Source organism: Streptomyces sp. PSU-S4-23, assembly GCF_055632315.1.
The window spans coordinates 1,248,536-1,260,439 of record NZ_JBVMUU010000002.1; the positions used below are offsets into that span (position 1 = coordinate 1,248,536).

9 protein-coding genes are annotated in these 11,904 nt (G+C 74.7%); 3 read left to right on the forward strand and 6 right to left on the reverse strand.

Annotation, left to right across the window (positions count from 1 at the left end; genetic code table 11):
* Positions 1 to 179 precede the first annotated feature (179 nt).
* On the reverse strand, positions 180 to 389 hold the full coding sequence (locus ACZ79I_RS06540) for a hypothetical protein (RefSeq protein ID WP_471494971.1): 210 nt from the start codon (positions 387 to 389) through the stop codon (positions 180 to 182).
* Positions 390 to 969: 580 nt separating this feature from the next.
* Here ACZ79I_RS06540 and ACZ79I_RS06545 point away from each other — a divergent pair.
* Positions 970 to 2,313 carry a serine/threonine-protein kinase gene (locus ACZ79I_RS06545; protein ID WP_471504788.1) on the forward strand — a complete coding sequence of 448 codons (1,344 nt, stop codon included), beginning with the start codon at positions 970 to 972 and terminating at the stop codon, positions 2,311 to 2,313.
* A gap of 340 nt (positions 2,314 to 2,653) precedes the next feature.
* On the opposite strand, the gene ACZ79I_RS06550 is transcribed toward ACZ79I_RS06545, so the two are convergent.
* From ACZ79I_RS06550 to ACZ79I_RS06570, 5 genes are all read right to left on the reverse strand, one after another.
* On the reverse strand, positions 2,654 to 3,472 hold the full coding sequence (locus tag ACZ79I_RS06550) for a TrmH family RNA methyltransferase (RefSeq protein ID WP_471494973.1): 819 nt from the start codon (positions 3,470 to 3,472) through the stop codon (positions 2,654 to 2,656).
* Between the two features lie 63 nt (positions 3,473 to 3,535).
* Positions 3,536 to 4,768 carry a uroporphyrinogen-III C-methyltransferase gene (gene cobA / locus ACZ79I_RS06555; protein WP_471494975.1) on the reverse strand — a complete coding sequence of 411 codons (1,233 nt, stop codon included), beginning with the start codon at positions 4,766 to 4,768 and terminating at the stop codon, positions 3,536 to 3,538.
* Between the two features lie 224 nt (positions 4,769 to 4,992).
* Positions 4,993 to 8,532, reverse strand: coding sequence for a nicotinate-nucleotide--dimethylbenzimidazole phosphoribosyltransferase (gene cobT, locus ACZ79I_RS06560; protein WP_471494977.1), 3,540 nt, complete (start codon positions 8,530 to 8,532; stop codon positions 4,993 to 4,995).
* Positions 8,533 to 8,878: 346 nt separating this feature from the next.
* Positions 8,879 to 10,090, reverse strand: coding sequence for a precorrin-6y C5,15-methyltransferase (decarboxylating) subunit CbiE (gene cbiE, locus ACZ79I_RS06565; RefSeq protein ID WP_471494979.1), 1,212 nt, complete (start codon positions 10,088 to 10,090; stop codon positions 8,879 to 8,881).
* Between the two features lie 128 nt (positions 10,091 to 10,218).
* A complete protein-coding gene (locus ACZ79I_RS06570) occupies positions 10,219 to 10,857 on the reverse strand; it encodes a GNAT family N-acetyltransferase (protein WP_471494981.1) in 639 nt (212 codons plus the stop codon).
* Positions 10,858 to 11,079: 222 nt separating this feature from the next.
* Here ACZ79I_RS06570 and ACZ79I_RS06575 point away from each other — a divergent pair, with 222 nt between their 5' ends.
* Together ACZ79I_RS06575 and ACZ79I_RS06580 are read left to right on the forward strand one after the other, a co-directional pair.
* Entirely contained in the window at positions 11,080 to 11,439 is a 360-nt protein-coding gene (locus ACZ79I_RS06575; protein WP_471494983.1) for a hypothetical protein, read from the forward strand.
* Position 11,440: 1 nt separating this feature from the next.
* A complete protein-coding gene (locus ACZ79I_RS06580; protein WP_471494985.1) occupies positions 11,441 to 11,893 on the forward strand; it encodes a hypothetical protein in 453 nt (150 codons plus the stop codon).
* Positions 11,894 to 11,904: the final 11 nt, after the last annotated feature.

An 11,904-nucleotide genomic window follows, 5' to 3' on the forward strand; every position in this document is an offset into this window, starting at 1 on the left:
CGGACGGGAACGTGACGACAGGGCCTGGCGGCCCGACGGCCCGTGGCCACGCGCAAGAGAACGCCCGCGCAGCTCCCCAGCTGCGCGGGCGTCTGTGCCGTCCGCCGCACCCCCGTCCCCACGGGGTTTCATGGGTGGATGTCCCCGCCCGGACCGCTCTTCCGGGCCTGGGGCGCCGCTCAGCGCCCCAGCATCACACCCACGGACGACGCCTGTGTGACCACTGCCTCCCAGCCGCCGAAGGCGTACACGAGCAGGGCCGCGAGGGGAAGGACCATCGCGGTCGCCACCAACGGGTGGCGGCGGCCCTGGCGGTGGGTGCCGAACGCGGCGCCGTACGCCCTGCGTCCCTGCGCCCGGATCAGCGTCCGCGGTGCCGTGTGGGCCATGGTCCCTCTCCTGACCGTTGTGCTGTTGTTCTCGGCAGCGGCGGGTGTCTGACCTCGGGGGACGAGTGCTGCACCCGCCGCTTGACCTCAAATCTAGGCGCCGGGCGGGTGGGGGTCGTCATGCCTTCGTATCGATTGCCTGGCCTCCCGGAGGATGAGCGATGACCTGCGGTGTACTCCCCTGGGTGGAGACCGGGGCCCAGGTCTCAGGGTCTTCCCCGAGGGGACGCCGGAGCGTGCGGCGCCCCTGCCGGGTGACCTCGCTCACGTCCGCCTGCGCCCCTCGCACGGCGGCCTTGCCCGGCGGTCCTCCACGCTCGCCGGCACCTCGTGGGCGCGCGCCGTGCCCCCGAGCCGGCGGCCGTTCCCACACGATCGCTCCTCGCGTCCAATCCCCTTTCGTCGCAGGGACGTTGAAGTCACGCGCGGCGCGCCGCCGGCCCGTTCGGGCCCGCCCTGACCACCTTTCACGTTCCGCGCGCGGCACTGACAATCGATCGGGGAGAGAGGGCGCGGCCTCTGCGCGCACCCCGCCGTGGAAACGTAAGCTGTGGCTCGTCAGACGGACCGGGCAGCGGGGATGGACATGGCGATGATGCGCCTGAGGCGTGAGGACCCGCGTGTCGTCGGCTCGTTCAGGATTCACCGGCGGCTCGGCGCGGGCGGTATGGGCGTCGTCTACCTGGGTTCCGACAAGCGGGGGCAGCGGGTCGCGCTGAAGGTGATCCGGCCGGACCTGGCGGAGGATCAGGAGTTCCGGTCGCGGTTCGCGCGCGAGGTCTCCGCCGCACGGCGGATTCGCGGGGGGTGCACGGCACGGTTGGTGGCCGCCGATCTGGAGGCGGAGCGACCCTGGTTCGCCACGCAGTACGTGCCCGGCCCCTCCCTGCACGACAAGGTGGCCGAGGAGGGACCGCTCGCGGCCGCCGACGTGGCCACGGTGGGCGCCGCCCTCTCCGAGGGGCTGGTGGCGGTGCACGAGGCCGGGGTCGTCCACCGCGACCTGAAGCCGTCCAACATCCTGCTGTCCCCGAAGGGGCCGCGGATCATCGACTTCGGCATCGCCTGGGCGACGGGCGCCTCGACGCTCACCCACGTGGGCACGGCCGTCGGGTCCCCCGGCTTCCTCGCCCCCGAGCAGGTGCGCGGCGCCGCCGTCACCCCGGCCACGGACGTGTTCTCGCTGGGAGCCACGCTGGCCTACGCGGCGACCGGCGACTCCCCCTTCGGGCACGGCAGTTCCGAGGTGATGCTCTACCGGGTCGTACACGAGGAGCCGCTGCTGCACGGCGTGCCGGACGCACTGGCACCGCTCGTCCGGGCCTGTCTGGCGAAGGACCCCGAGGAGCGCCCCAGCACGCTCCAACTGTCGCTGCGGCTCAAGGAGATCGCGGCCCGGGAGGCGCAGGGAGTCACGGACGTGCGCCCGCCCGTGCAGCGCGGCGGGGCCGACCGGTCCTCGGCACGGCCGACGGAGCAGTACGCCGAGCAGCGCACCGAGCGCCGCCCCCAGGGAGCGGGTGCTCCCCCGTCCCGGGGCAGCGGCCGGCGGCCGGGCTCCCGTCCGGCGGCCACGCAGCGCGGCACGACCCGATCCGGCGCCACGCCCCGCGCCACGGGCACCACCCGCACCGGAGGCCGGCCCGCGCCGCGCAGCGGGGCCGGACGGCCTGCGCCCCGGAACACCGGTACCGGGCTGCGTCCGGCCAATCCGCGACTGCTGCGCCAGCGGCTCTTCGTGTTCGTCGTGGTGACCCTGCTGGTGGCACTGGGCATCGCGGCGGCCCAGGGCTGCCAGGGGCCGGCGCGCGGGCTGGACGACGGGAGCGTACGCAAGGACCGGGGGCAGGAGCAGTCGTACGCGCCTGCACGCGACGGTGTGTTGGCCGTCCGGTACGGGAGCGGGCCGAACCGGGCAGACTGAAGGGCGAGGACCGCGGCCCGGCAGGAACGCGGCGCCCGTCACCCGACAGGGACGCGGTGGCCGTGGCCCGTGCCGCCCCGGTCCGCGCCCCGGACACGGCACTGCCCGCCCTGGCCGCGCCTTCCACGACCGGCGCCCCGCAGCCGCTGCCCCGCCCGCAGCCGCTGCCCCCGTCGCGACCGCTGGGCCCGTGACCGCGGCCCCGGTCTCCGTCACGGGCGGGGCAGGATCCGTTCGGAGAACTCGCGGTCGCCCTCGAAGACGGGTCCGTCGCGGCACTCAGCCGCCATGACACAGCGGACCTCGCCGGCCTCGCGGGGCCGGCATCGGCTCCGACGGCTCAGAACCGGGGGCGGCCGGTGGCCACCGCGTAGAAGGCGACGGCGGCGGCCGCGCCCACGTTGAGGGAGTCGACGCCGTGGGCCATGGGGATGCGGACCCATTCGTCCGCGGCGACCAGCGCCTGCGTGGACAGGCCGTCGCCCTCCGCGCCGAGCATCAGCGCGACACGGTCCATCCGGTGCGGTGCCGCCTCGTCGAGCGTCCTGGCCTTCTCGTCGGGGGTGAGCGCCAGCAGCGTGAAGCCCGCCTCGCGGACCGCCTCCAGGCCCTTGGGCCAGGTGTCGAGGCGGGCGTAGGGCACCGAGAAGACCGCGCCCATGGAGACCTTCACGCTGCGACGGTAGAGCGGGTCGGCGCAGTCGGGCGACAGCAGGACCGCGTCCATGCCGAGGGCCGCGGCCGAGCGGAAGATCGCGCCGATGTTGGTGTGGTCGTTCACGGATTCCATGACCACGACCCGGCGGGCGGTCGCCAGGAGCTCGTCCGCCGCCGGCAGCGGCTTGCGCTGCATGGAGGCGAGCGCCCCACGGTGCACGTGGTAGCCGGTGACCTGTTCGGCGAGCTCGGGGCTGACCGCGTAGACCGGGGCCGGGAGTTCGTCGATGACGTCGCGCATGACGTCGACCCACTTGGCCGACAGCAGCATGGAGCGCATCTCGTAGCCCGCGGCCTTGGCCCGTCTGATGACCTTCTCGCCCTCGGCGATGAACAGTCCCTCGGCCGGCTCGCGCTTGCGGCGCAGCTCCACGTCGGTCAGGCCCGTGTAGTCGCGCAGGCGCGGGTCGGCGGCGTCCGCAACGGTGATGAGATCAGCCACAGGGTGATACTGCCTTGTCCTGGGAGCGGTGCCAACGGCTGGAACGGGACGTGTTACCCCGGGTTACTCCCCGGGCCGGGGTCCCGCCTTCACCACGTCTCCGATGACGATGACCGCCGGGGGCCGCACGTCCTCGGCCCGGACGGTCTCGGCGACCGTCGCCAGGGTGGCGTCGACGCGGCGCTGGGCGGCCGTCGTGCCCTCCTGGACCAGGGCCACCGGGGTGCCGGGCGCCTTGCCGTGGGCGATGAGCGTCTCGGCGATCTTCCCGATCTTGTCCACTCCCATGAGGACCACCAGCGTTCCGGTCAGCCTGGCCAGCGCCGGCCAGTCGACCAGCGAGCGCTCGTCGTCGGGGGCGACATGCCCGCTGACCACCGTGAACTCATGGGCGACACCGCGGTGGGTGACGGGGATGCCGGCCGCGCCCGGCACCGAGATCGAGCTGGAGATGCCCGGCACCACCGTGCACGGGATGCCCGCCTCGGCGAGCGCCTGGACCTCCTCCATGCCGCGGCCGAAGACGAAGGGGTCGCCGCCCTTGAGACGTACGACCGACTTTCCCTGCTTGGCATGCTCGATCAGCGCGTTGTTGATGGCCTCCTGGGCCATGAAACGGCCGTACGGGATCTTCGCCGCGTCGATGACCTCGACGTGCGGCGGGAGTTCGGCGAGCAGGTCGCGGGGGCCGAGGCGGTCGGCGATGACCACGTCGGCCTCGGCGAGCAGCCGCCGGCCGCGGACGGTGATCAGGTCCGGGTCGCCGGGGCCGCCGCCCACCAGCGCGACACCGGCGGTACGGGTGCGATGGTGCGGGGCGACCAGCGTGCCGTCGCGCAGGCCCTCGACCACGGCGTCGCGGATCGCGGCGGTGTGCCGGGGGTCGCGGCCCTTGGGCGCGGTGGTGAGGACCGCCACCGTGACGCCCTCGCTGTGCCCCGTCGCGGGGGTCCAGGCGGTCGCCGCGTCGGCGTCGTCGGCGCGGACGCACCACACGCGGTGCCTCTCGGCCTCCGCCGAGGCCCGCGCGTTCGCCTCGCGGTCGCTGGTGGCGATCAGGGCGTACCAGGCGCCCTCCAGATCCCCGGGCTCGTACGGGCGCCTCACCCAGGTGATCTCGCCGGAGTCCGCCATGGCCTCCACCGAGGGGGTGGCCCCGGGGGACACGAGCCGGACGTCCGCGCCGGCCGCGATCAGCGCGGGAAGCCGGCGCTGGGCGACCTGGCCGCCGCCGAGCACGACCACACGACGGCCGGTCAGACGCAGCCCTACGGGGTAAGGGGGGTGTTCGGCCATGGCTGTGCGGCTCCTCGTCCAAGCGGTGCGAAACGGGGGCCTCTACGGCTTTGGAGCGGCCCTGACGTGGGAATTTTATGCGCCGGGTGGCTGAGCGGTGGTGGGTGCGGGTGCGCGGGCGGTCCTGCCGGGGCGTTGCGCGGGCCGCGGCCCTCCCGCCGCCGTGCCCCGTACGAGGGGGTCCCGTACGAGGGGGTCCGGGGCCGCGCGGCCCCGGACCCGCTCTACTTCTCCGTGACGCCCGCCGAGTCGAACGTCGCCACCTCGTGCATCGCCCTCGCCGCGCTCTGCACGAGCGGCAGCGCGAGGAGCGCGCCCGTTCCCTCACCGAGGCGCAGGTCCAGGTCGACCAGCGGGCGCAGGCCCAGCTTGTTGAGGGCGGCCACATGGCCCGGCTCCGCGCTGCGGTGGCCGGCGATGCAGGCCGCGAGGACCTCGGGGGCGATCGCCCGGGCCACGAGGGCGGCGGCGCCCGCGCTGACGCCGTCGAGGATCACCGGCGTGCGCAGCGACGCGCCGCCGAGCAGCAGGCCCACGATGGCCGCGTGCTCCAGACCGCCGAAGGCCGCGAGGACACCGATGGGATCGGCCGGATCCGGCTGGTGGAGTTCGATGGCACGCCGGACGACCTCCGTCTTGCGGGCCAGCGTCTCGTCGTTGATGCCCGTGCCGCGGCCGGTCACCTCGGACGGGTCGGTGTCCGTGAAGACCGCGATCAGGGCCGCCGAGGCCGTTGTGTTCGCGATGCCCATCTCACCGGTGAGCAGCGCCTTGTTGCCCGCCGCCACCAGGTCGCGGGCCGTCTCGATGCCGACCTCGATCGCCTGCTTGACCTCTTCGCGGGTGAGCGCGGGGCCGGTCGTCATGTCGCCCGTGCCCGCGCGGACCTTGCGCGGCAGCAGGCCCGGGGTCGCGGGCAGGTCGGCCGCCACGCCCACGTCGACCACGCACACCTCGGCGCCCACCTGGCCCGCGAAGGCGTTGCAGACCGCGCCGCCGCCGAGGAAGTTGGCGACCATCTGGGCCGTCACCTCCTGAGGCCAGGGGGTGACGCCCTGCGCGTGCACCCCGTGGTCGCCGGCGAAGATCGCGACGGCCGCGGGCTCGGGAACCGGCGGCGGGCACTGCCGGGACAGGCCCGACAGCTGCGCGGAGATGATCTCCAGCATGCCGAGGGCGCCCGCGGGCTTGGTCATGCGCTTCTGCCGCTCCCACGCCTCGCCGAGCGCCTTGGCGTCCAGCGGGCGGATGCCCGCCACCGTCTCGGCGAGCAGGTCGTGCGGCTCCTCGCCGGGCAGCGCCCGGCGGCCGTACGTCTCCTCGTGCACGACCCAGGACAGCGGGCGGCGCTTGGACCAGCCCGCCTGCATCAGCTCGGGCTCCTCCGGGAACTCGTCGACGTAGCCCACGCAGAGGTAGGCGACCACCTCCAGGTGCTCGGGCAGTCCGAGGGCGCGGACCATCTCGCGCTCGTCGAAGAAGCTGACCCAGCCCACGCCGAGACCCTCCGCGCGGGCCGCGAGCCACAGGTTCTCGACCGCGAGCGCGGAGGAATACGGGGCCATCTGCGGCTGGGTGTGCCGGCCGAGGGTGTGGCGGCCGCCGCGCGTCGGGTCGGCGGTGACCACGATGTTCACCGGGGTGTCGAGGATGGCCTCGATCTTCAGTTCCTTGAACTGCTTCGCCCGGCCCTTGGGCAGCGACTTGGCGTACGCCTCGCGCTGGCGCTGCGCCAGCTCGTGCATGGTGCGGCGCGTCTCGGCGGAGCGGATGACGACGAAGTCCCACGGCTGGGAGTGGCCCACGGAGGGCGCCGTGTGGGCGGCCTCCAGGACGCGCAGCAGCACCTCGTGCGGGATCGGGTCGCTGCGGAAGCCGTTGCGGATGTCACGGCGCTCACGCATCACGCGCAGCACGGTCTCACGCTCGGCGTCGTCGTATCCGGGCGCCGCCGGGCCGGTGGACTGTCGTGCGTCTTCCACTGCGGCGGTGCTCTCTTCCTGGTCGGCGGCCCGGGTGTCCAGGTCCTCCGCCTGCTGTGCGGCAACGGGCTCCGGGGCCGGGGCCCCGGGCTGCGCAGCGGGGGCCTCGCCCTCGCGGGGGGCGGGCACGGTGACGACGGGCTCCGCCGCCGGTGCGACGGCCGCCGGCTCGACGGCCTCGTCCGCGGCGGGTTCCCCGGCCCCGGGCTGCTCGTGCGGGGGCAGGGGCGGGACGCTCAGGGCGTGCGGCGGGGTGGGGGCCAGGTGCGGGGTGGTCGGCACCGTGCCCTCGACGGGCACGAACCGGCCGAACGACTGGTCCGGCTGCGGCTCGGGGAAGCCCGCGGCCGGTTCACCGGTCGCGGGCTGCTCGCCGTGGGCCCCGCCGGCGGACGCCCGGGGCTCCGCGGCAGCGGCGACGCCCACGGGCACGGCCTGGCCGTGCCCGGCGGCCGCGGGCTGCTCCTGCGGGACGGGGAACTCCTGCGCGGGGCCGGCGGAGGGGGCCGCCGCGCCGGGGAGCCCGGCCGCGGTGTCCGCGACGGGTGCGGCCCCGGCCGGGGGCTGCGGTGCGAGGGCCTGGGGGTCCGGTGCCGGGGCGGGAGCCTGGGCCGGGTCCTCGGCGGGGTCCTGGGCCTGCTGCTCCGGGGTCGGCGCCGGGGACCCGGGAGAGGGGGCGGGCGGCGCCGTGAGGCCGGCGTTCGCGGGCTCGACGGCCTCGGCCGCCTGCTGGGACGCGCCTCCGTCGGCGGGCACGCCGGCCTGCGCGGCGTCGTCCGCCGGCTGCGGGGCGTTCGCCACGGCCGCGACGGACGCGGCGTCCGGGGCCTGCGCGTCCGGTACGGTCTCCGGAACCTGCGGCGCGACGGAGGCGGCCGGCTGCGCCGGTGCCGCTTCGGGGTGCCGCGGGGCGGCCGGGGCCGGTGAGCCGTCCGGGAACGGTACGGCGCCGGCGGCCGGTGCGCTCACGGACGCGTCGACCACCCCCTCGGGCACGGGCACGGCGTGCACGGCGTCCGGAGCCTGCGGTGCGGCTCCCGGCATGCCCTGGCCGTCCTGCGGCGCACCGGGGGCCTGCGGCGGCTCCGCGACGGTGTGGGCGGCGGGCGCCTGCGGTGGTTCGGGGCCCTCCGCGGCCATGAGGACGGCCTCGGGCGCGGCAGCGGCCGGTGCCGTCACCGGCTCGGGCACCGGCGCCGCCAGGGGTTCGGGCACCGGCATCGGGGCGACCGCGTCCACCGCGGGGTTGCCCGGGGGCACCGTCTGCTCCTGCGGCGGGGCGCCCCACGGCACCGCTCCCTGCGGGGAGTGCTCCCCGAGGTGCGTCACGTCGAGGTACTCGGGGCCGGTCGTCGGCGGCCCCGTGGGAGGCAGCGGGGCGTCCGCCGGACCGCGGTCGGAGAGCGAACGCACCAGGGTCGACGAGGGGTCCGGGGTGGGCGGGCCGAGGTGCAGCGGGCGGCGCGGCGCCGACTGCGGCACGGGGGTCCCCGCGGGCGGCGTGCGGACCGCTCCGACGTCGAGCGAGCCGCTGTCCCGGCCGGCCGCCTCGTGCGGGCCCGGCTCGTGGACGAACGGCGCCGGAGCCGGAGCGGGCTGCGGCGGCTCGTTGCCCCACGCGCCCTGCTGGCCGGGCATCAGGAGCAGGTCGTCGTCTTCGGCGGGGGCGGTGCCGGAGTGGTCGAGGTAGGTGTACGCGCCCGGCGCGAGGACGCCCGGCTGCTCCACCATGCCTGCGTTCTCCGGCAGCCCCTCGCCCGGGACCTGGCCGGTGTCGGTCATGCGTATCCCTCGCCCATCGGTTAGTGCTTCTACAGCCGGCTCGCCCGGAACGTCGCGCGCCGACCGCCCGCAGTGAAGAACGAGCGTGCGTGCCCAGCGGCACGAACGACCCGCCGTCAATGGCGACAAAGCCATTCCATGGCATTGTCGCGGTCGTCCTCCCGTCGCGACAGCATGATCCGCGACGGCCCGCTGTGGACTGCGCCACGTTGCGCGCCCTCCGGTTCTGCCGTACCACACCTGCCCCAAAAGGGGCGCGCTTTCCGGACATTGACTGACGAAGGCCCGGATCACCCAAGTGCGGTACAACGATCGGCCAGCCTACCGCGCCGGTACGACAACCGGATCACAGGGAGCGTTCGGGCAATCGGCCGCTGAGCAGGAACGCGACGCTCCGTTCCTTCTCCGTCCAGGCCCGCGTGTCGAGTGCCACCGACTGCAGCAGCGCGCACTCGACGTCGTAACCGTGCTCGGTCAGGTCCCTGCCGACGAGCTCCGCCGCGTCGCGGGTCGCGGCGTGCGCGACGATGCGCTGCGGACGCCGGTCGGCGACGGCCGAGACGACCGCCGCTCCCCCGCCCCCGACGCGTACGACGTCCGGTTCGGGGAGGTTCTCCAGGATGTGCGGGGCGGTGCCGTGCACGACCTGCAGCTGGACGCCGAAGCGGCGGGCGGTGGCCGTCGTGCGGGCGCAGGCGTCGGGGTCGAGGTCCACGGCGATGACGGCGGCCCCGCAGCGGGCGGCCTCCACCGCGAACGCGCCCCCGCCGGCGCCGATGTCCCACACGAGGTCGCCCACCCTCGGCCCCAGGCGGGCGAGTTGGGCGGCGCGCAGCATATCCGTCTCGCCCTCGCCCAGCCCGCCGCCGTACGCCCCGGCGGGCAGCGCCCAGCCGCGCGGTCCCGCTCCCGGGTCACGTCCGGCGATCCAGCCGCCGCCGTCGGCGGCGGTCACGGGTCCGCCGATGACGATGACGACGTTGGGGTCGCGCCATGTGTGGTCGGCGGCCTTGTCGGAGGTGACGACGGTCACCTGTTCGCGTTCGGTGCCGAGTTCCTCGCAGATGACGAAGGTGCGGTGGACCCCGTCGAGGAGCAGGCCGAGTTCGGCGGGTCCGGCGCCCGGGGAGGTGAGTACGGCCACCTTGGTGTGCGCCCGGCATACATTCACCGCGCGTCGCAGCGTGCGGCGGTGTGCCACTACCACGTGTGCATCGTCCCAGGGCATCCCGGCGCGTGCGAAGGCGGCGGCCACCGAGGAGACGGCCGGCACGACTTCCACCTCCAGACCGAACTCCGGGGCCCGCAGGGTGCGGACGACGCCGAAGAACCCGGGGTCGCCGTCGGCGAGGACGACGGCGGTGCCGCGGTGGGCGGCGATGCGGCGGGCGGAGAGGGCGACGCTGCCGAGACGGATGCGCTCGGCCGTCCCGGGGACCTCGGGGAGCGCGAGGTGGTGGGCCGCGCCGGCGACGAGCGTGGCGGCTCCGAGGGCGGAGCGCGCCGCCGCGGTCAGCGGCGAGCCGTCCCAGCCGATCACCGTCACCCGGTCGGCCATCGTCGTCAGTCTCCAGGAGTTCGCGCAGGTCGTCAGGGGGCAGCCCGTACGGCGGGCTCCGTGAGGGTACCTGGTTCCACCGGTGTCCACCCGTCAAGGGTTCGGCCGGCGGGTGCGGTCCCCCGCTGTCAGTTCCAGTTCGGGAACGACGTGAAACCACCGGTGTCGGCGAGTTCCTCGCTGACCCCTTCGAGGTCCTCAGGCAGCAGGCTCCAGACGATGAAGTCGGTGCGCACGTCGGTCCAGGCGCCGTCCTCGGTGCGGACGTGTGCTATGCAGGCGTTGCGCAGGACGCCCTCGCTGATGCAGCCGATCTTCTGGGCCACCTGCTGGGAGGCCGTGTTGTCGGCCGCGGTGCGCAGTTCGATCCGTTCGAACTTCTGATCCCCGAAGAGCCACTGGGCGGTGGCGAGCGCCGCCTCGGAGGCGTAGCCCTCACCGCGCGCCCAGGAGGCGATGATGTACGACAGTTCGGTGGACCGCACATGCCAGTCGGTCCGGCCGAGCTGGATGATCCCCACCAGCCGCTGGGTGAGGAACTCGGCGACGGCGAGGTCGAGGCCGCGGCCCGTGGTGCGTTCGGCGGGCGCGTACTCGGTGATCCATGTGCGGGCGCCCTCCTCGGTGAAGGGCTGCGGTACGTCCGTCCAGGCACCGACCAGTTCGTCGTTCATCATCTCGGCCAGCGCGGGGACGTCGTCCTCGTCGAGAGGGCGCAGAACCAACCGCTCCGTGCTGATGGAGACGTTGGGGAAGGTGCTCGTCATTGCGCCGCTCCGTAACCTTCGGAAACCGTCAGTGCCTGCTGAACTGCCCAGCATGCAGCATGGAAGCACCGAACCGCACCACGGGGTCCGCCGCCGCACCCGGTCAGGACGAGCGGGATGCCGGGCGGCGGCCGCGAGCCTGCCGGGCAGCACCGTGGACGGGTGAGCCGCACGGCCGGGGGCGGGCACTCCGGTGCGTTCGGCCCGTAATAGGGTCACGGCATGCTCGATGCCCTGACGCTGGTGACCGGTGTCGCCGCGCTGCTGCTCGCCGCCTGGTGCGGCTGGGCGGCCTACCGTGATCAGCCCACCAAGGACTGGCACTTCATCGGCATGGCGGTGGTGACGCTGCTGGCCCTCGTCCAGCTGGTCGTCGGCATGGTCCAGCTGGCGCGCGGCGGGAAGCCGGAGCAGGGCACGACGATCTTCGTGGCGTATCTGCTCGGCGCCTTCGCCTGCGTCCCGGCGGCGGGTTTCATGTCACTGGCCGAGCGCACGCGGTGGGGGTCGGTGACGGTCGCGGCGGGCGGTGTGGTGCTCGCCGTGCTGGAGGTACGGCTGTATGACATCTGGGGAGGCTGAGATGACGGCCACGGAGGGGAAGGGGACGGTGCCCCGGGAGACGCCGAAGCGGACCCGGCTGGTCGGCGGCCCCGGCATGCTGCTCGTGTGGCTGTACGGCGTGATGGTCGTCGGCGCGGTGTCGCGCTCGGCCGTACAGATCTCGACCCAGTTCGACAGGGCCCCGCTGGCGTACTCCCTGTCGGCGCTGGCCGGCGTCGTCTACGGCTTCATCACGTACTCCCTGGTGCGCGGCGGCGAGCGGGCCCGCAGGGCGGCGCTGGTGTGCTGCGCGGCCGAGTTGGCGGGCGTCCTGACCGTGGGCACCTGGACGGTGATCGAGCCGTCCGCGTTTCCCGACGCGACCGTGTGGTCCGACTTCGGCATGGGGTACGTCTTCATCCCCGTCCTGCTGCCGCTGTCGGCCATGTACTGGCTGCGGACGGCACCCTCGCGGCAGGCGGACGCGGCCTGAGGCCGTGCACG

Excerpts from the sequence above, each read along its gene's own strand:
- ACZ79I_RS06545 (WP_471504788.1), top strand. The coding sequence starts at position 970 with ATGGACATGGCGATGATGCGCCTGAGGCGTGAGGACCCGCGTGTCGTC.
- ACZ79I_RS06580 (WP_471494985.1), top strand. The coding sequence starts at position 11,441 with ATGACGGCCACGGAGGGGAAGGGGACGGTGCCCCGGGAGACGCCGAAG.
- cobA (WP_471494975.1), bottom strand. The coding sequence starts at position 4,768 with ATGGCCGAACACCCCCCTTACCCCGTAGGGCTGCGTCTGACCGGCCGT.
- ACZ79I_RS06575 (WP_471494983.1), top strand. The coding sequence starts at position 11,080 with ATGCTCGATGCCCTGACGCTGGTGACCGGTGTCGCCGCGCTGCTGCTC.
- ACZ79I_RS06570 (WP_471494981.1), bottom strand. The coding sequence starts at position 10,857 with ATGACGAGCACCTTCCCCAACGTCTCCATCAGCACGGAGCGGTTGGTT.
- cbiE (WP_471494979.1), bottom strand. The coding sequence starts at position 10,090 with ATGGCCGACCGGGTGACGGTGATCGGCTGGGACGGCTCGCCGCTGACC.
- cobT (WP_471494977.1), bottom strand. The coding sequence starts at position 8,532 with ATGACCGACACCGGCCAGGTCCCGGGCGAGGGGCTGCCGGAGAACGCA.
- ACZ79I_RS06540 (WP_471494971.1), bottom strand. The coding sequence starts at position 389 with ATGGCCCACACGGCACCGCGGACGCTGATCCGGGCGCAGGGACGCAGG.